General features: G+C 54.3%; 17 protein-coding genes. 14 read left to right on the forward strand and 3 right to left on the reverse strand.

Annotated elements, in window-relative coordinates:
• Positions 1-70 precede the first annotated feature (70 nt).
• Complete coding sequence (locus tag WC772_04550; GenBank protein ID MFA6170022.1) at positions 71-277, forward strand: hypothetical protein; 207 nt, start codon at positions 71-73, stop codon at positions 275-277.
• Here the strand turns inward: WC772_04550 and WC772_04555 are convergent.
• The 3 genes from WC772_04555 to WC772_04565 are packed head-to-tail and all read right to left on the reverse strand — an operon-like array spanning position 267 to position 5,037.
• Complete coding sequence (locus tag WC772_04555) at positions 267-2,459, reverse strand: ATP-binding protein (GenBank protein MFA6170023.1); 2,193 nt, start codon at positions 2,457-2,459, stop codon at positions 267-269. The genes WC772_04550 and WC772_04555 overlap by 11 nt on opposite strands.
• Positions 2,459-3,307 carry a hypothetical protein gene (locus tag WC772_04560; protein ID MFA6170024.1) on the reverse strand — a complete coding sequence of 283 codons (849 nt, stop codon included), beginning with the start codon at positions 3,305-3,307 and terminating at the stop codon, positions 2,459-2,461. Before WC772_04560 ends, WC772_04555 begins: the two co-directional genes overlap by 1 nt.
• Entirely contained in the window at positions 3,304-5,037 is a 1,734-nt protein-coding gene (locus WC772_04565; protein MFA6170025.1) for an S-layer homology domain-containing protein, read from the reverse strand. The genes WC772_04560 and WC772_04565 overlap by 4 nt, the downstream gene beginning before the upstream one ends.
• A 65-nt stretch (positions 5,038-5,102) precedes the next feature.
• Between WC772_04565 and WC772_04570 the strand changes: the two genes are divergently transcribed.
• Genes WC772_04570 through fabG form a run of 13 tightly spaced genes read left to right on the forward strand, consistent with a single transcriptional unit; the run spans position 5,103 to position 18,809 of the window.
• Positions 5,103-7,313, forward strand: coding sequence for an AAA family ATPase (locus WC772_04570; GenBank protein MFA6170026.1), 2,211 nt, complete (start codon positions 5,103-5,105; stop codon positions 7,311-7,313).
• On the forward strand, positions 7,310-10,030 hold the full coding sequence (locus WC772_04575; GenBank protein MFA6170027.1) for a hypothetical protein: 2,721 nt from the start codon (positions 7,310-7,312) through the stop codon (positions 10,028-10,030). The genes WC772_04570 and WC772_04575 overlap by 4 nt, the downstream gene beginning before the upstream one ends.
• Positions 10,031-10,072: 42 nt before the next feature.
• Positions 10,073-10,498, forward strand: coding sequence for a DUF882 domain-containing protein (locus WC772_04580; GenBank protein ID MFA6170028.1), 426 nt, complete (start codon positions 10,073-10,075; stop codon positions 10,496-10,498).
• Positions 10,488-11,363 carry a tyrosine recombinase XerC gene (xerC, locus tag WC772_04585; protein ID MFA6170029.1) on the forward strand — a complete coding sequence of 292 codons (876 nt, stop codon included), beginning with the start codon at positions 10,488-10,490 and terminating at the stop codon, positions 11,361-11,363. The genes WC772_04580 and xerC overlap by 11 nt, the downstream gene beginning before the upstream one ends.
• Before the next feature lie 48 nt (positions 11,364-11,411).
• Entirely contained in the window at positions 11,412-11,834 is a 423-nt protein-coding gene (locus tag WC772_04590; GenBank protein ID MFA6170030.1) for a DUF177 domain-containing protein, read from the forward strand.
• A gap of 2 nt (positions 11,835-11,836) precedes the next feature.
• Positions 11,837-12,037, forward strand: coding sequence for a 50S ribosomal protein L32 (gene rpmF / locus WC772_04595; protein ID MFA6170031.1), 201 nt, complete (start codon positions 11,837-11,839; stop codon positions 12,035-12,037).
• Positions 12,038-13,027: a phosphate acyltransferase PlsX gene (plsX, locus tag WC772_04600; GenBank protein ID MFA6170032.1), complete on the forward strand. Its 990-nt coding sequence runs from the start codon at positions 12,038-12,040 to the stop codon at positions 13,025-13,027.
• The gene (locus WC772_04605; GenBank protein MFA6170033.1) at positions 13,024-13,983 is read left to right on the forward strand and encodes a beta-ketoacyl-ACP synthase III; all 960 of its coding nucleotides are present in this window, start codon (positions 13,024-13,026) and stop codon (positions 13,981-13,983) included. The genes plsX and WC772_04605 overlap by 4 nt, the downstream gene beginning before the upstream one ends.
• A gap of 32 nt (positions 13,984-14,015) precedes the next feature.
• Positions 14,016-15,170, forward strand: coding sequence for an acyl-CoA dehydrogenase family protein (locus tag WC772_04610; GenBank protein MFA6170034.1), 1,155 nt, complete (start codon positions 14,016-14,018; stop codon positions 15,168-15,170).
• Positions 15,170-15,952: an electron transfer flavoprotein subunit beta/FixA family protein gene (locus WC772_04615; protein MFA6170035.1), complete on the forward strand. Its 783-nt coding sequence runs from the start codon at positions 15,170-15,172 to the stop codon at positions 15,950-15,952. The genes WC772_04610 and WC772_04615 overlap by 1 nt, the downstream gene beginning before the upstream one ends.
• Positions 15,953-15,976: 24 nt before the next feature.
• A complete protein-coding gene (locus tag WC772_04620; protein ID MFA6170036.1) occupies positions 15,977-17,200 on the forward strand; it encodes an electron transfer flavoprotein subunit alpha in 1,224 nt (407 codons plus the stop codon).
• Between the two features lie 9 nt (positions 17,201-17,209).
• Entirely contained in the window at positions 17,210-18,082 is an 873-nt protein-coding gene (gene fabD / locus WC772_04625) for an ACP S-malonyltransferase (GenBank protein MFA6170037.1), read from the forward strand.
• A complete protein-coding gene (gene fabG, locus WC772_04630; protein ID MFA6170038.1) occupies positions 18,066-18,809 on the forward strand; it encodes a 3-oxoacyl-[acyl-carrier-protein] reductase in 744 nt (247 codons plus the stop codon). The genes fabD and fabG overlap by 17 nt, the downstream gene beginning before the upstream one ends.
• The last annotated feature ends 66 nt before the right edge of the window (positions 18,810-18,875 follow it).

The raw sequence follows: 18,875 nt of genomic DNA on the forward strand, positions 1-18,875 counted from the left end.
TAGCAATTACCGCTGGCAAGACGCAAGTTATATGATTATGGGGCCGATAATATCTTTGGAGGGCTTTACATTGGGCAATTCCAGAGAGCATAACACTTGCGTCCTGACCATCGGCGAAACTACCTATAAAACTTCCGGCAATATCCTCTTTTCGGACTGCGATCCGGCCGAATATATGATCGCCGAAAGCAAAGCGCTTGAGAAACTGGACAAGGCCATTCAGCACGGTATCCTGGAGAACGGGATGCAGATGCTTTTGCGGCGGGTTAAGAGCTAGACTGCGGCAGAGTAATTATAAAGGTCGTCCCCTTCCCAACCCGGCTCCTTACTTTGATCGAACCCTTATGTTCTTCAATGATCCTTAAGGTTATCGGCAAGCCCATTCCGGTTCCGGTTATTTTCGTGGTAAAGAACGGATCAAACAAGCTTTTTAGATTTTCTTCGGAGATCCCCTCGCCGGTATCGGTCACTTCAATAAAGACCACCGGGAGCGGCTTGGACATCTTCTCTTCTTCTCCCCAAACAACTTCGTCGCCTTGGCGGATTCCCTGACGGCCATGGATCTTCCCGAGCTTGATCACTTCACCGACGTCGGTCTTGACCGTCAACTCGCCCCCCTTCTCATGCATCGCTTCGATCCCGTTTTTTATGATATTGACGAAAACCTGGGAAAGCTGTCCCGCATCTCCGGCGATCTGCGGCAGGGCGGCAAATTTTTTGGTCACCATCACATTATACTTTTTTGCCTCGCTTTCAAAAAGCAGCAAAACTTCATCGACCAGGGCGTTAATCTCGACCTTGGTCAGTTCCGGCTTAGCCGGCCGGCCGAACTTCAGCAGGCTTTCGGCGATCTTATTGATCCGCTCAATCTCATGAGGAATAATCTGGCTGAATTTATCGCGAAATTCCTTGTCGTCCCATTTTTGCTGCAAGAGCTGGGTAAAGGTCCGAAGTGAGACCAGCGGGTTTTTGATTTCGTGGGCCATCCCGGCCGCCATCGTCCCTAGAGAAGCCAGCTTTTCCGACAAAATCAAGCGCTCCTGGCTGTCCCGGAGATCCTTGGTCATTTTATTAAAGGCTTCCGCCAGCCGGCCGAGCTCATCGCTGGAAGAAACCGGTATGTGGTAGCCGAGCTCGCCGTGGGCAACCGCCTCGGTCCCTTTGATCAGCTCTTTAATCGGCTGCTCGATCGAACGGGCGAAGAAGATCCCGGTCAAGGCGGCCAGAACGATCCCCATTATCACGAACAGAAGCGAATTGGCCTCTAGCTGACGCAGCTCCGCATAAGCCGAATCCCGCGACTCTTCGATCACCACTCCATAGCTCGTCCCGGGGATCAACAAATACGCCCCAACCATCGCGTTCCCCAGCTCATCGTAAAACTCGCCCCGCCCTTCTTTCTTCAGGAGAAGGCGGGCGACCGCTCCGTTTCGTCCAAGGTTGTCCCTTATAAAGGCCCGGTTACGGTCGGGATGCGCCAGCAAAAAACCCTTGTCATCAACGATAAAGGCCACCCCTCTGGCCCCAACCTTTATTTTTTCAACTATTCTTTGCAGCTCCTCGGCCGGCAGAGGCCGGGGAGCGCTGGTCGTCTCGGCAATTACATTTTTAGCCGTCTCATAGTAAGTCGCCTGAACAAACTTGGTCAGCGAATTCTTACTAATGTTAATGGTCGCCAGAGCGGTCGCCTCAAAAAGGATCACCACCAAGAGGACAAAAACCAAAACCAGCTTAAAAAGCAGTCTGGTCCGTAAAAACCTGATCGGGGCCTCCGCTTCCGGGCTGGCCGGCGGGATGATCTCGCTTAAAAGCAGGCCCAGCGCAGCGGTTAAAAAGATCAGCCAGGAGACCAAAAGATACCCGGCTTCGCCCAGCCGGACGTAGGAATACGAAGAAAAGACCGCCGCCAAAAATAGGAGAGCCGAACATCCGGAATAAAGGGGGAGCTTATGGCGCGGCTCGCTAAAAGAGGCCCGAAAACCAAAAACCGCCAGCAGGATCCAGGCCAGCGAAAAAATCGGCGTGAGCGGAATCCAGGCGGAATAATTAACGATTGGCTGAATGACCCCCTCGCGATAAACCAGCGTGGTTGAAGAGGTAAAAACCTGATAAACAAAAAAGCCGATGATCGCCAGCAGGATCGCGGAAAAAACATGGCCGACCTTCAGCTTAAATCGTTCGACGATAAAAAGCCAGACGAAAAACGAGGCCGCGAGCATACTGACGGTCACGATCTTCTGGGCGGCAATCAGGTCCGACAAACTTTGATTGAGGTTGACCATAAGCTGAACGGCCAGGACTGCGGCGACATAGGCGAACAAGGCAAGAAAAACCAAGCCGAGAAAAAGGTCTTTGCGCCGGCGGACCCCTTCCTTAAAAAAGGTCAGCCCTCCGGAAAGGAGAATCCCCGCCGTGAAGATCTCGGCAAATATGCTGATAATCGTTATTGTGGATAGCATTAGTAAACGGAAATCGAGATTTTACCCGTCGCTGTTCCCCCAACGACGTTGGTCACCTCAACCGGGATCAGATAGCTCCCGGGGAGGGCGCTTTTCGGGATAACGAACCGGATGGACCAACTGTCATCGCCGGAAGCCAGATCTCCATCTTGCCCATCGTTCCGGAAAGTCGTCGCTTCAAGGCCAAGCGGCCTAAGATCGGCAAAAATGGTCTTGATGTCGACCGGGCGGCCGGGATTATCAACTTTTAAAACCAGAGTTACATAAGCCCCGCTTTGCGGCGAAACCTTTTCCGGGACCGCTTTGGCCTCAATGATCAGCGGGTTCACCTGAACGTCAACGGTCGTTTTCGCCAAGGCCATCCAGCCGTTCCGGTTAACCACTGAAACATTAATGTCCTTCTGGCCCAAGGTCGTTTCCGGCATTATCGTCGTTAATAATGCGTATAAGCCGTCGCCGGCGACTACGTCGCCGAACTTTCCATTATCGACCAACTGCGCGTCCGGCAGCTGCCCGATCGAAGTCAGGTCGGCCCTGACCCCGGCAATATTAGACAAGCCTTTCGGGTCATCAACGGACGCCACGATCTCTAAAACAGTTTGGCCGTCCGGCGGAGCTTTTTTCGGCGTTACTTTCACCCAATTAAGAGTCGGGGTCAACCTCACCTGATTAACCTTAGAAAGATCGTAACCGGTGGTAAAAGAAAAAAGTTCGCTGAGCCGGCTCCGCAGGTTTTTGGCCGCGGAGATCAGGAGCACGGCATCGTCCTTGGTCATGGCGCTCTCCTCGGCAACCGCCGGCAGGCCAAAAATGATCAAGCTAATTAGTAATAATGTTAGCTTCTTCATTTCCGCACTCCTAAAACCTTGAACAGCCGCTCGGATTCTTCCTTGGTCACCGGCGCCTCCGGCCGGAAGGTCCCATCCGGATAGAGAGCAATCAGGTTCCAGTCGATCGCCGCCTTGTAATAAGCCGCGAAGGGATTGTTCCGCTTGATATCGACGCAAACATCTTGGGTCACTTCCGGGAGCGGCAGATCGGCCGATTTCACCAGCCAAGTGGCCAATTCGCCTCTCGTAATGGAAGCTTCCAGCCTAAATTCCCCTTTGCTCTCGTCAACATTAATAACGCCGATCGTCACCAGCTCTTCCACTTTGCTCCGGCGCTTCTTGAGCTCCGCTTCCTTTTTACGAAGCGCCTCCTGCTCTTGCAGTGAAATGGTTTTTTCCAGCTTTTTCTTTAATTCTTCTTCTTCCGCCACCGAGATCCGGGCTTTGCGCAAAACCTTATAGGTCCAGGCGACTTTTTCCCCTTCACTCCGGGCTTCAACAATGACCAGATTTTTGCCGAGGTTCAGCGGGACCCAAACCCGGAAAGAATTGTCCTTTCCCTTGCTCGCCAGGTAATTATTGACGTAAACATCAACCCCCGGCTTAACCTTCCCGTTGACTTCGATCGATTCGTTATAGGTAACGTAATTGTCTTCCAGCGAGATCTGCTCGATCGCGCTCTCCAGGAAAGCCGACGGTCGCTCGAGATCAAGCTTCTTGAAAACAATCCATTCTTTCGGGAAATACATCCCGGATATCAGAATCTGCCCTTCATCTTTGATCGGTTCGCGGTTGCCGGAAATCGTGAAAGCCCATTCTTCTGTCCGTAAGCCGATCCCCCAGGTTGGAGTAAACGAAACATTTCCCGGACGAGATTGCTGCATTAAACCAGCTTGCAGGAAAATAGTCTTGTTTAATGTATACTCGCCGCCAACCCGCAGCAAAGTGGGATTCGCATTGGAGTAATCGAGTTCGCCTCCCAACACCAGCTGCCTGGTATCGCTGTAATTAAGCGAACCGATATCCCCCAGCACCCGGGCGGAAACGCCTAACTTATGATAAGCGGCGATCGGCTCGGAAACGGCGTCGTCCCAAAGGATGGAACCGCCGCCAAAAGTATTTTCGGGGAGAATATTTTGCAGCGCCAAGCCGATGGAGAGCCAGTCGTTGGGTTTATAGATGCCGCCCAAATCAAGGTTCCAACCGGTGGCCGACCGGTCGGTGATCCCGCTACCGCGAAAGGTTTCAGAAAGAAGGGTTTTAAAGCTAAGCCCGACCCCGATCCGTTGCAACATCGTATTTTTGCCGTAAGCCGGAAAGAAGAAAAGCTTTGTGCCGTAAGAAATAACAACCAAACTGCTTTTTGAAGTGCGGGTCGACCCTTGATAGTTAAAATTATCGATGCTGGTATTAACAACCGCCAAGCCGAGCGACGAGCCGAGGCCGGTCGGATACGCGCCGGCAATGGTGATCCGGTCAATGTCCAAATTGGTGATGGCGATCCCCTTGGCCCAGGCTAGCGTTGCCGGATTGTAAAGAGCGCCGTTCGGATCGTCAGTCAGCGCCACAATCGCGCCGGCCATGCCGAGCGGCCGACCGCCGACTTCGGTCGCGAAGGGGTTGATCCCAATCTCGTTCAATCTGGCGTGAGCGGGAAAAGCGGAAAGAAGCAGGAAAGAAGCGGCAACCAACAGGCCGGCGCAAGCCGTACGGACATTTTTTGGCAGTCTATTATTGTATAGATCCACGGGCAAATTGTAGCACTCATGGCCAGGTTGCTCAAGCGAAATATTTCTGCTATAGTAAGGCCGCCATGTTTCTAAAATCGTTATCGCTTAGAGGCTTCAAAACTTTTCCCGATCAAACCGATATCGAGTTCGGCCCTGACTCCCGGGTCACCGGAATAGTCGGACCGAACGGCTGCGGCAAAAGCAATGTTCTCGACGCCGTCCGCTGGGTCCTGGGCGAAGACAACCCCCGGCTGCTGCGGGTCGGCGCGCTCGACAACATCATTTTCGCCGGGACGGCGCAGCGCAAACCGCTCTCCATGGCCGAAGTTACCATCACTTTTGATAATTCCGCCGGCAAACTCCCGGTTCCCTTCACTGAAGTCGCGATCAAACGCCGCACCTTCCGTGAAGGGGAAAGCGAATTTTTCATCAACAAAAATCAGTGCCGGCTCAAAGATATCCGCGACCTGCTCCTCGACACGGGACTAGGCGAAGGGACCTACGCCATCATCACCCAGGGACAGGTTGACGCCGTCCTCTCCAGCAAAGGGGAAGAACGCCGGATAGTTTTTGAGGAAGCAGCCGGCATCAACAAATACAAGACCAGAAAAGTCGCGGCGGAAAAGAAGCTGATCGCGGCCGAACAGAACCTGCTCCGCATCAACGACCTTAAGATCGAGGTCGGCGAACACCTGATCACCCTGGAAGAACAAGCCCGCCGCGCCAAAGAATATCTCGAGATCCAAACCAAGGTCAAAGAACTGGAGATCGGTTTGAGCAAAAAACTCCTGGGAAATATCCTGGAAAAGAAACTGAAGCTCGAGGCCGCCCTCGCCCAAGCCCGCCAAACTTCGCAGGAAAAAACGGCCGCCGAAGAAAAAGACATCAGCGAAGCGACCGAATTAAAAAAACGGTTGCGCGAGATCGAAGCGCAGTTTGACGACTTCACCGGCCGGCTCGACAGCGAAAAAGACCGCCTGCGCGACGCCGAACTCAACCGCCGTTTCAAAGAAAAAGACCTGCAAAGAGAAGAAGACCTCCTCCGGTCGATCGAAGGAAAGCTCGCCGACCTCGCCGACAAGATCAACTCGCTGGCCGCGCCGGCCGAATCCGACCCGGCCGAAGTGCACGTTGATGAATCGCTTCACCGGATCGTCGAACAGGCAAGGGCCATGGTTTCGCTCCTCTCTTCGATCATGCTCTACTTCGGCAAAAAAGAAAACTTGACTTTGGCCGCCAGCGAAGAGGAGGCGACCCGCAATCTCAAGCTTGAGCTGTTAAACGAAGAAAAAACTAAAGCCGAAACCGAGCTTGGCCGGTTGCGCGCCTCGGTCGCCGGCCATCGGCTTGAGCTTCAGGCCCTTTCCACGCCGAACAACGAAACGAAAAACACTTTGGCCGAAGCGATCGCCAAGCTGCGGCTGGAGCGGGAAGAAGTCAACCAGAAAATCTCCCAGCTCGAAGAAAAGAGCCGCCGTGAAGAACAGCAGGAACGGGAAGCGGCCAACGTCATTACCGCGCTGGAGATCGCCCTGGCCAAGATCGACGGCGAAATGACGGCGATCGGCGAGAAAATGATCGCTGAATACAACCTCTCCCTGCAAGAACTGGAACAATGCGAAGCGGTCATCGCCAACGTCGGCAAAGCCAAGTCCGAGATCGAAGAAGGCAAGGCCAGATTGCGCCAGCTCGAGCCGGTCAACCTGCTGGCGATTGAAGAGTTCGACCGAAGCAAAGAACGGCTGACTTTTATTGAGGCCCAACTGACCGATTTAAATTCCGCCCGAGAGAACCTGCGCCGCCTGATCGTCGAACTTGACGCTCAGGCGGAAACGACATTTTTGCAGACCATGGACCAGCTTTCGGTGGTTTTCTCGGAAGTTTTCGGCAAACTTTTCAACGGCGGCGAAGCCAAGATCTCCCTGGCCCCGGGACTCCCGCCGCTGGAAGCGGAGATCGAGATTTCGGTCCGGCCGAACGGCCGGCGCTGGCTCCCGCTTCCCCTTCTTTCCGGCGGTGAACGATCGCTCTGCGCGGTCGCGATCCTTTTTTCGCTTTTAAAGATCAGGCCTTCTCCGTTCTGTTTTCTCGACGAAGTCGATGCCGCCCTCGATGAGGCCAACATTGGTCGGTACACTAATATTCTTAAGGATTTTTCCGATAACACCCAGATTTTGGTCATCACTCACAACAAGCGCACTATGGCCGTTGCCGATAGTATTTATGGGGTCACCATGCAGGAGCCGGGCGCCTCAAAGGTGATCTCCATGAAACTCGCGCAAATCGCGGCATGAAACGAGCAGCGCTCGTTTTAATCGTTTTTTGGGCCGGTCTGTCCACGATCGTTCTTTCCGGGCCTTCGGTCAAGAAAAACAACAACCCCGCCTCAATGCCCCAAGCCCTCTGGGAAGGGAACGGCGTGCAGATCAACAACTCTCTCGGCAATACACCGCAACAAAACCCGGTCATTTTCAATGCCGGCGACGGGGGGACCTTCATCGTTTGGGAGGACGGCCGCGAAGGCTGCATTCGTCTTTTCGCGCAAAAATATGACCGCTCGGGAACTCCTCTCTGGGTTAACGGCGGGGTCCGGGTCAGTAGTGGGAACAGAAGCCAGACTTCCGCCCGACTGGCTGACGACTTCAACGGTGGAATTTTCATTGTCTGGCAAGATTACCGGAGCGACAACGCCGATATTTACGCTCAACATCTTGGCGCCGGCGGCTCCCCTCTCTGGGGAAAAGATGGCCGCCCTCTTTGCGCCGCCCCTTTCGGCCAATTTGCGCCGGAGATCGCAACCGATCCGGAAGGCAACCTCGTGGCCGTCTGGCATGACTACCGGAACGGTTCCGGCGAGGATGTTTTCGCCCAAAAAATTAATCGCTCTGGCCTCGTTCAATGGACCGATAACGGCCTCCCGGTTTGCGAAGCGCCGGGAACCCAATGGTACCCGCAGATCGTCTCCGATTCCACCGGAGGTTTTTTCGTTGTTTGGACGGATGGACGGAGCGGCAATAACGGCACCGATATTTACGGTCAGCACCTTTCGGCAGAGGGCCAAAACCTCTGGGAAAAGGGGGGAATTGCTCTTTGCGCCGCTCCCAACAACCAGGAAAATCCGGCTATCATCGCCAGCAAAAACAAATTTATCGTCGCCTGGAACGACCTGCGCAATAACAATAAGGACCTTTACGTCCAAAAATTCGATCTCAACGGGCTCTCCCTCTGGGAAAAAGACGGGGTTAGGGTAACCAACAACCAATCCCTCCAGGAAAACCCTAAGCTCGCCTTTGATCCGGCGGGCGGAACGATCATAGTTTGGACCGACAATCGCGGGGAAGAGAGCAATATTTACAGTCAAAGGATCGGCGCCGATGGGCGCCCGCTTTGGAGGGAGAACGGGATCGCGATTTCCCCCGGCCCGGTCCGCCAGGAAAATCCGCAAATCGTCTTTCTTTCAACCCTTGACTGGGTGGTGATCTGGGAAGATACCCGCAAAGGAAATCCTCGCCTCTTCGGACAAAAGATCAACAGCGCCGGACGACCGCTTTGGGGGGGCGAGGGGTTAAAACTCTCCGACAGTCGGGGGGACCAGGGAAAGGCGGCGGTCGCGGTCGCGGCCAGCAATCAAATCATCGTCGCCTATCAGGACCGGCAAAAAGGGAACTTTGACCTTTACGCCCAATCGCTTTCCACCGACGGCCTGCCGCTTTGGGGCCTTGGCGGCTTGATCGTCTGCAATGTCCCGGGCCTGGTCGCGCACCAAAACGCCGCCGCGATCAATAACGGCCAAGGCGAAGCAATCGTCGTTTGGGAAGACGGCCGCAACGGCCGTCTCAACATCTACGCGCAAAAGATCACTAAAACCGGCCAGCTCGCCTGGGGAAGAGAAGGGGTCCCGGTCGCCAAAATCCTTTCCGAACAAACCAATCCGCAGCTGGTATCCGACAGCCAAGGCGGGGCCCTGATCGTCTGGGAAGACAACCGCAATCCTAATTTTACCCGCATTTACGCACAGCGGCTGACCGGGAACGGCCGCCCGCTCTGGGGGACCGGAATTAGCCTGACCAAGCTTGACTCTCAACAAAAGAGCCCGCTCGTCGTCGCCGATAAAGAGGGGGGCGCTTTTTACGTCTGGGAAGATGAACGCGACCCTCTCAATCTAAAAGATGTCTACGCTCAACGGGTCTCCGCCAACGGTGAGATCCTCTGGGACAAGAATGGAACCGCAGTTTGCGTGGAAAACGGCGACCAGCTCGAGCCGTCAGCCGTGGCGGACGGAATTTCCGGAATAATAGTGACCTGGGCCGACGCTAGGCGGGGAGACAGAAACTTAGATATTTACGCGCAACGGTTGGCGGGAAGCGGGGATCGACTGTGGAAAGAAAACGGCGCCCCCGTCTGCAGCGCCCCCGACATTCAACGCTCGCCCAAGGCGATCAGCGACGGCGCGGGAGGGACGGTCGTCGCCTGGACCGACAAAGCCGGCGGCAGTTATGACATCTATGCGCAACGGCTAAACAAGTTAGGGCTCCCTCTCTGGCTAAATGACGGAATTCCGGTTTGCCAACAGGCCCGCTCACAGCAAACTCCGCTTCTGTCCGCGATCAACGAAGGAACTCTGCTGGTCTGGCAGGATTATCGCTTCGGTAATTGGGACCTTTTTGCCAACGCCCTCTCCAATCAGGGAAGTCTCCTTTGGGGAGAAGAAGGAACACCCATCGTCATGACCCCTTTAACTCAATACGCGCCGCAGGTTCTGGCCCTCAATAGGGACACGGCGATTTTAATCTGGGAAGATTACCGGGACGGACGCCAATACGAAATTTTCATGCAAAAGATCGGCGGCGACGGTCAGCCGCTTTGGCCGATCAATGGTTTGCGGATAAAGACCAGCGACGGCGCCCGCGCCCCTAAGGTCGTCGGCTTTGACGATTATTTTTTAGTTATCTGGGAAGACTACACCGGCGGCGGTAAAGCGATCTACGGCCAGGCTTTCACCGAAGAGTAACACCCTTCCCCGTCAATTAATTTTATGTTAGTATTAGCGTAAATGGGGAACCTTAGCGAAAATTTCAACCACAAGGATTTTGCCTGCCATTGCCCGGAATGCCGCGGGGCCTACCGCATCCACCTCGGCCTGGTCGGCATCCTCGAAGCGATCGCCATTCATTTCAAGAAACGGCCGCAGGTCGTCTCCGGCTATTATTGTGAAGCCTATCTTGAAAAACAAAAACGGGAGAAAAAAAGTTATCACGCTTCCGGGAAAGCGGCCAATATAACGATCGAAGGGGTTCCGGCTTTTGAGCTTTTCAAGTTTGCCGAAACCATGGAGGGAATCAACGGCCTTGGTTTTTACCCTGAAGAGAACATGGTCCATCTCGACACCCGTCCGCCGGAAAAGAAAGAGGCCTGGATCAAAGAGAAAGGGAAATATTCGCCGCTGACCCAAGAAAAGCGTCACCAGTATGGGCTCTAACCGAGAGATCGACTTCTACACCAACCATTTAAAGACCGAGCGCAATTACTCCCCGCATACCATCAGCAACTACCGGCGCGACTTGTTTTTTTTGACCGGTTTTTTTAAAGAGCGCAAAGTTAACCGTCTATCCGCGCGCGAATATCTGGTCCAACTGGAAAAAAATGGTTTTTCCAAACGTTCGATCGCCAGGAAGCTCTCCGCCGCCCGCTCTTTTTTCCGGTTTTTAATGAGAGAAAAAATGGCCGAGGTCAACCCGTTCGACAATCTGCTAACCCCTAAAATTCCCAAAAAGCTGCCGAACTTTCTTTATCCTGAAGAACTGGCCCGGCTGCTAAAAGCGCCCAAGAGCGATCCGCTCGGCCGCCGGGACCTGGCAATTCTGGAGATCTTGTACAGTAGCGGGATCCGGGTGACCGAATTAGCCGGCTTGAACCTCAACGAACTCGACCTGACTGAAGGAGAGATCAGGGTTTTCGGCAAAGGCTCAAAAGAACGGATCGTCCTTTTCGGCTCGCACGCGGTCACTGCGGTCAAAGATTATCTAAGAACCGCCCGTCCGGAGCTTCTGACCGGCCAAAAAAGCGCCGCGGTCTTTATCGGCCGGCGGGGGACCCGCCTGACCACCAGGCAGATCGAACGACTGATCAAAAATTACGCGAAAAAATCCGGGATCGTTAAAAAGGTCACCCCGCACACGCTTAGACATTCCTTCGCCACCCACCTTTTGGACGGGGGAGCCGACCTCCGGATGGTCCAAGAGCTCTTGGGACACGTCTCCCTCTCGACCACCCAGGTTTACACTCACGTCACCAAGGAACGGCTTAAAAAGGTCTATGAGTCTTCCCACCCCAGGGCCGGATAACCCTAAAAATTTGACAATTACCCCTATTTTTAAGTATAATTTCTTTTTGTGAAGATTGAGCTAAATGAACTGCTTCGCCAGGTTGGAAATGAAGGGGAGGTCGAGGATTCCGAACAAATCTCGTTCCCTGAAGATAACCTTATCCTGACCCAGCCGGTTAAAGTTAAGCTCCATCTGATCAATACCGGGACATCCGTTTTGGTCAAAGGGACGGTCCAAGCCGAGATCGAACTGGAGTGCGCCCGCTGTCTGAAGCGCTATCGGCGGCCGATCGAGCTTTCAATCGAGGAAAATTACGCCCGGGAGACCGCGCCGCAGCGAAAAGGAAAAGAGATCGAGCTCAAGGAAAGTGATTTTGTTTATCCGATCGATAATGACAATTGTATCGACCTGGATGAGTTGATCCGCCAAAACATTTTGCTCTCTCTGCCGATCAAGTCCCTGTGCGATATTAATTGTAAAGGAGTGTAAACATGCCAGTACCAAAGAAGCGACATTCGAACTCAAGACAGGGGAAACGACGCGCCTCAAATTACGTGATGAAGGCCCCCAACGTCAGCAAGTGCCCGCAATGCGGCGCCCCGATCCTTTCCCATCAAGCCTGCTTGGCCTGCGGCAGCTACAAAGGAAAACAGGTCATCAAGCTCAAGGAGAAGAAAAAGGGGCAGAAATAAGTGATCCGAATCGCGATTGACGCGATGGGGGGCGATCATGCCCCCGCGGAAATCGTCAAAGGAGCGGTCCAGGCTTCGCTTGAACTTCCTATCGAACTGATCCTGGTCGGGAAAGCCGATAAAATCAGCAAAGAGCTCTCCAAATATAAAAAAAAGGGGAGTCTCTCTGTTGTCCACGCCGAAGAGGTCATTACCAATAATGAAGCTCCGGTTTCGGCGGTCAAGCAAAAAAAGAATTCCTCTCTCAACCTCGCCGTTGCCCTAGTCAAAAACAAGGAAGCGGTCGCCCTGGTTTCGGCCGGTAATACCGGCGCTTTAATGGCCGCTTCCCTTTTCGGCCTGGGACGAATTCCCGGGATCGAACGGCCGGCGATCGCCGGCTTTTTCCCAACTAAAAAACGACCGGTCTTAATGCTCGATATCGGCGCCAATTCCGACTGCAAACCCAAACAATTAATGCAATTTGCCGAGATGGGGGCGCAATTCGTCGAATACGTCCTGCACGTTAAAGCTCCCCGGGTTGGGCTGCTCAACATCGGGGAAGAAAGAGAAAAAGGGAACACGCTGACGACCGAGGCCTGGCCGCTGCTCAAGTCGGCTCCGATCAACTTTGTCGGGAATGTCGAGCCAAAAGAGGTCTTCTCCGGCGAGCTCGATGTCGTGGTCAGCGACGGCTTTGTCGGCAACCTGGCGCTTAAATTCGGCGAATCGGTCAGCGGCTTCCTCTTTGACCTGATCAAAAAAGAACTCACCAAAAACCCGATCACCTACTTCGCCGCCTTCCTCCTCCTCCCGGCCTTTGCCGGGATCAAAAAAAAGACCGATTACGACGAATACGGCGGGGCGCCAATGCTCGGGATTAACGGCATTGTGATAAAAGCCCATGGCCGGGCCAAGGCCAAGGCGATAAAAAACGCGGTCCGGGCCGCCTACGAAGCCCACAATCAGGACATCGTCGGCCGGATCTCAAAACTGGAGAAAGAACAATGAAAGCTAAAATAATCGGCACCGGTTCCTGTATTCCCGCGAAAATCGTGACCAACGACGACCTGTCGAAGATAGTCGAGACCTCGGATGAATGGATCCGGGAACGGACCGGGATCCGGGAACGGCGGGTCACCGATGACGCGACCGCGACCTCTGACCTGGCGGTTATCGCCGCCGAGCGGGCGATGGCCAACGCCAAGGTTTCCGCCGCCGAGATCGAACTCATTATTGTTTGCACTTGTTCTCCGGACACCCTTTTCCCCTCCGTCGCGTGTATTTTACAAGACAAGCTAAAGGCCGCGAATGCCGCCGCGTTCGATCTATCTGCCGCTTGCTCCGGCTTCAACTATGGCCTGGCTGTCGCCAGCAGCCTGATCGAAGCCGGCCGTCATAAAACCATCCTCTTGGTCGGGGCCGATACTCTTACCAAGTACCTGGACTGGACTGATCGCGGGACCTGCATCCTCTTCGGAGATGCCGCCGGAGCGGTCGTCCTCAAGGCCGACAAGGAACCGGGCGTTATCGGGAACTTCTGGAAAGCCGAGGGGAGCTTGAGGCAATCACTGGTCATGCCGGGAGGCGGCAGCCGGGACCCAGAGAACAAAAATGGACGCTTTATTCGGATGGACGGCAAGGAGGTTTTCAAGTTCGCCGTTCGGGCGCTGGAAACCTCTATCGCCGAAGTCTTGAAAGCGACCGGCCGGTCGCTTGACGACGTGAACTTACTAATTCCCCATCAGGCCAACACCCGGATTATTGACCACGTTATCAAGAAAATGGGGTTGCCAAAAGAAAAAGTTTATGTTAATCTCCAAAAATACGGAAATACCTCGGCTGCTTCTGTTCCCCTCGCACTTGACGAGGCGGCGACTGAAGGAAGATTAAAGCGCGGCGACCTCGTCATCCTGTCCGGTTTCGGCGCAGGTTTGACTTACGGAGCCAACGCTATAATCTGGTAATTTCCGTTGGCCATTTAGGAGGAACCATAATGTTGGATTATTTATTGACCGAGGAACAGAAGATGATCCGCGACCTGGCCCGTAAAGTTGCCACGGAAAAAGCGCTCCCCAAGCGAGCCGAATGGGACGAAACCGGAGAGTTCCCCTGGGAAGCGTTAAAAGCTTTCTCGGAAGCCGACCTGTGCGGCCTTTACATTGATGAAGCTTATGGCGGCATGGGAGCCAGCGTTTTCAATTTCTGTTTAGCGACCGAAGAAATCAGCCGGGTTTGCGGCGGCGTTGGCGTGACTTTTGCCGCTTCCGCTCTTGGCTCCACCCCTATCCTCCTTTTTGGCTCTGAAGAACAAAAAAAGAAATATATGCCGCCGATCGCCGCCGGCAAAAAACTGGCCGCCTTCGGTTTAACAGAAGCCAACGCCGGTTCTGACGCCGCCGGCCTGGAAACAACCGCGGTCAAAGAGGGCGATTACTATGTCCTCAACGGGACCAAGCAATGGATTACCAACGGCGGCGAAGCCGACACCTATTCCGTGATCGCCATTACCGATAAGACCAAGGGGCCGCGCGGCGCCTCGGCCTTTATCGTGGAAAAAGGGACCCCGGGGTTCACCTTCGGCAAAAAAGAGAACAAAATGGGGATCCGCTGCTCCGCGACCCGCGAATTGGTCTTCCAGGACTGCAAGATCCACAAGAGCCAGCTCCTCGGTAAAGAAGGAATGGGCTTTATCGTCGCGATGAGGACCCTCGACATGACCCGGCCGGGGATCGGCGCCCAGGCGGTCGGCATCGCCCAGGGAGCGCTTGATGAATCGATCAAATACGCCAAACAGAGGATCCAGTTTGGCAAGCCGATCATTGCCCTGCAAGCGATCCAGCACATGCTGGCTGATATGGCGACCCAGATCGAAGCGGCCAGGGCGCTGGTTTACGCCGTCGCCAGGATGATCGACGCCGGGCACAAGGATTTCACCCTGTCGGCTTCCGAAGCCAAGCTTTTTGCTTCCGACGTCGCCATGAAGGTCACTATCGACGCGATCCAGGTCTTCGGCGGCTACGGCTATATGAAAGAATACCCGGTCGAAAAGATGGCCCGCGATGCCAAGATCACCCAGATCTATGAAGGGACCAACCAGATCCAACGCAATCAGATCGGTTTAGCCCTGATCAAGGAAAGCATAAAGAAGTAATGGACATCGTCGTTTGTATTAAGCAAGTTCCCGATACAACCGAAGTCAGGATCAACCCGGAAACGAACACTCTGGTTCGTGACGGGGTCCCTTCCATTATTAACCCAATGGACGAAAACGCCTTGGAAGCGGCCCTGCAACTGCGCGACCAGCACGGCGGCAAAGTCACTGTCATTACTATGGGGCCGCCCCAAGCGACGGAAGCGCTCCGCACTTCGATCGCCATGGGAGCGGACGAAGCCTTTCTCGTTTCCGACCGGGCCTTTGCCGGTTCGGACACCTGGGCGACCTCCTACACTTTAGCCCAAGCGATAAAAAAGACCGGCAAGTTCGACCTTATCCTCTGCGGCAAGCAAGCAGTCGACGGCGATACCGCCCAGGTCGGCCCCGGCATCGCCGAGTGGCTCAATCTGCCGCAAGTCACCTTTGCCGTTAAAGTTGCCAAAGAAGAAGCCGGCCTCAAGGTCGAGCGCTTACTTGAAGAGGTTAACGAGATCGTCTCCATTCCTCTCCCCTGTTTGGTTACCGTGGTCAAGCAGATCAACGAACCACGGCTTCCCTCCCTTAAAGGCTTAATGAGAGCCAAGAAAGCGGAGATCAAGACGCTTAGCGCCCAGGATATTCAAGCCGACCCCAAAAATATCGGCCTTAATGGTTCGCCCACTAAGGTGGTTAAGATCTTCACTCCTCCGCCCAAGGGAGGCGGCGAAATCCTGAGCGGAGAACCGGCTGATATGGTTGGCAAGTTAATCGATAAATTAAAAGAACGCAAGCTAGTTTAATCCAAAGATTTATAAAGGTGGTTTATGAGCATTACGGTGCTGGATAAGTGTACTGGTTGCACTCTGTGCGTTAAGGGTTGTCCTTTCGCCGCGATCACGATGATTGAGCTCGCCGCGGTTGGCGGGACGAAACCCAAAAAGAAGGCTTCCATCAACCTTGACGTCTGCACTCTCTGCGGCGCCTGCGTCGCGACTTGCAAATTCAACGCCATTGAGCTCAAGAAAGAACTCTCCGCCGCCAAAGATCTTTCCGCTTATAAAAACGTTTGGGTCTTCGCCGAACAACGGGAAGGCAAAATCCAATCGATCTCTTATGAACTGCTCTCCGAGGGCCGTAAATTAGCGGCCGACCTGAAATGCGAACTGGCGGCCGTTCTCTGCGGCGACCAAAACATCGAAGAAGAGGTTGAACACCTTTTTCATTATGGCGCCAACAAGGTCTATCTGATCATCCATCCCGAGCTTAAACATTATCACACCGAACCTTATACCCGGGCGATCTCCGAAATGATCACCAAACATAAACCGGAGATCTTTCTGCTTGGCGCCACGACGCAAGGCCGCGACCTGGCCGCCCGCCTGGCAATCAGGATCGGCGCCGGTCTGACCGCCGACTGCACCGGTTTGGCGATTGATCCGGAAAAAAAGATCCTGCAACAGACCCGTCCGGCTTTCGGCGGCAATATCATGGCGACGATCGTTTCGCCAAACCATCGGCCGCAAATGTCGACCGTCCGGCCAAAGGTCTTCAAAAAGACTCCGCTCGACAAACCGGTCGCCGGTCAGGTCATCAAATTCAATCCCGTCTTAAACAAAGAAGACCTGATCGTTAAGCTCCTCGCTATCGTTCAGGATGAAAGCGTGAAAGTAAACCTGGCCGAAGCGGAGATCATCGTCTCCGGCGGCCGCGGCATCGCCGACGCCAAAAACTTCGCGTTACTGGAAGAACTGGCCTCCCTCTTAGGTGGCGCGGTCGGCGCCTCGCGCGCCACGGTTGACGCTGGCTGGATCTCCGCTCACCACCAGGTCGGACAGACCGGGAAGACCGTTTCGCCAAAACTTTACATCGCCTGCGGCATTTCCGGCAAGATCCAGCATTTAGTCGGTATGCAAAGCTCCGATACTATTATCGCTATCAACAAAGACCCTGACGCTCCGATCTTCAAGGTCGCGACCTACGGAATTGTCGGCGACGTTTTGGAAATTGTTCCGCTTCTGATCAAGAAGCTCAAAGAATTGCGCCAGTAAGGGGCATTTATGAAACTAGCGTTCGTATTCCCCGGCCAGGGGTCTCAAGCCATTGGCATGGGGAAAGGCTTCGCCGAGGGTCTGCTCGACCGGGCCAATCAGGCCTTGGGCTTCGATTTAAAAAAGCGCTGCCTGGAAGGGCCGGAAGATGAGCTAAAAAAAACGGCAATCCAGCAGCCGGCGATCTTTGCCGTTAGCGTCGCCGCATTTGAGCTCTTGCGCGCTAAGGGGCTGAAGCCGGATTTTGTTGCTGGACACAGCCTGGGTGAATATTCGGCTCTTTACGCCGCCGGAGCCCTCTCGTTTGAAGACGGGGTTAAGACCGTCAATCAGCGCGGACTTTTTATGCAAGAAGCGGTCCCCATGGGAGTCGGCGCGATGGCCGCCCTGCTCGGCGGCGAACGGGCCAAGATCGTGGAGATCTGCGCCGAGATCGGCGAAGTCTGGCCGGCCAATTTCAATTCGCCCGGACAGATCGTGATTTCAGGCAAAAAAGAAAAAGTTGAGGCGGCCGGGGAAAAGCTGAAAGCGGCTGGCGTTAAAAAAGTCATCCCGCTGGCTGTCTCCGCCCCTTTTCATTGTCCCTTAATGAAGCCGGCGGCCGATCGGCTTAAACCGCTGATCGACGCCCTCCCAATTAATGACCCGCAAGTGCCGGTCTTTGCCAATGTCACCGCCAGACCGACAATTTCGGCGACAGAGATTAAAGGGCTGCTCTACCGGCAGGTCTGTTCCTCGGTCCTTTGGGAGGATTCGATCAAGAACATGATCGAAACGGGAGTAACCAAATTCGTTGAAGTCGGTCCCGGCAAGGTCCTGGCCGGGTTGATCAAGAAAATTTCAGCAAACGTGGAGGTAATTTCATATGAAGAGATTAACTGATAAAGTCGCGTTCATTACCGGGGCCGCCCAAGGGATTGGCAAGTCGATCGCCGTCGCGTTCGCCAAAGAAGGGGCGAACATTATCGTTTCCGATATTAATCTGGACCTGGCGAAACAGACCGCCGATGAGATCGCCAAGCTGGGAGTTAAGACCTTCGCCATCAAATCCAACGTCTCCGACCTGGCCGACGTCCAGGCCGGGGTTGCTGAAGCCCACAAACATTTCGGCCGGATCGACATCCTGGTCAATAACGCCGGGATCACCAAGGACAACCTGCTCATCCGGATGAAAAAGGAAGAATGGGACGCCGTTCTGGGGGTCAACCTGACCGGGGTCTTCAACTGCACGCAAACGGTTTCCATCTTGATGATGAAACAACGATACGGTAAAATAATCTCGATCGCCAGCATTGTCGGCCAAATGGGAAATTTCGGCCAGGCCAATTACGCGGCGACCAAGGGCGGCGTGATCGCGTTCACAAAGACCGTGGCCAAGGAGCTTGCTTCGCGCAACATCACGGCCAACGCTATCGCCCCGGGCTTTATCCAGACCGCGATGACCGATAAGCTGACCGATGAGGTCAAGCAGAAGATGATGGCCCAGATCCCGGCAGGGAAACTTGGCCAACCTGAAGATATCGCCAACGCGGCTGTTTTTCTGGCGAGCGCCGAAGCCGATTATATTACCGGCCAGGTCCTCGCGGTTAACGGCGGCATGTACATGTAATCCGCCTCTGGCGGATAGACGACGAACTATTGGCATCGATGATATAATAATTGAAAGAGGGGGTGA

It is taken from the genome of Candidatus Margulisiibacteriota bacterium (assembly GCA_041661965.1).
Taxonomy (GTDB): Bacteria; Margulisbacteria; WOR-1; order O2-12-FULL-45-9; family XYB2-FULL-48-7; genus XYB2-FULL-45-9.

Bases quoted from the DNA above. Each gene is read 5' to 3' on its own strand.
- WC772_04555 (MFA6170023.1), bottom strand. From the start codon at position 2,459: ATGCTATCCACAATAACGATTATCAGCATATTTGCCGAGATCTTCACG.
- WC772_04560 (MFA6170024.1), bottom strand. From the start codon at position 3,307: ATGAAGAAGCTAACATTATTACTAATTAGCTTGATCATTTTTGGCCTG.
- WC772_04570 (MFA6170026.1), top strand. From the start codon at position 5,103: ATGTTTCTAAAATCGTTATCGCTTAGAGGCTTCAAAACTTTTCCCGAT.
- WC772_04575 (MFA6170027.1), top strand. From the start codon at position 7,310: ATGAAACGAGCAGCGCTCGTTTTAATCGTTTTTTGGGCCGGTCTGTCC.
- WC772_04580 (MFA6170028.1), top strand. From the start codon at position 10,073: ATGGGGAACCTTAGCGAAAATTTCAACCACAAGGATTTTGCCTGCCAT.
- xerC (MFA6170029.1), top strand. From the start codon at position 10,488: ATGGGCTCTAACCGAGAGATCGACTTCTACACCAACCATTTAAAGACC.
- rpmF (MFA6170031.1), top strand. From the start codon at position 11,837: ATGCCAGTACCAAAGAAGCGACATTCGAACTCAAGACAGGGGAAACGA.
- WC772_04605 (MFA6170033.1), top strand. From the start codon at position 13,024: ATGAAAGCTAAAATAATCGGCACCGGTTCCTGTATTCCCGCGAAAATC.
- WC772_04615 (MFA6170035.1), top strand. From the start codon at position 15,170: ATGGACATCGTCGTTTGTATTAAGCAAGTTCCCGATACAACCGAAGTC.
- WC772_04620 (MFA6170036.1), top strand. From the start codon at position 15,977: ATGAGCATTACGGTGCTGGATAAGTGTACTGGTTGCACTCTGTGCGTT.
- fabD (MFA6170037.1), top strand. From the start codon at position 17,210: ATGAAACTAGCGTTCGTATTCCCCGGCCAGGGGTCTCAAGCCATTGGC.
- fabG (MFA6170038.1), top strand. From the start codon at position 18,066: ATGAAGAGATTAACTGATAAAGTCGCGTTCATTACCGGGGCCGCCCAA.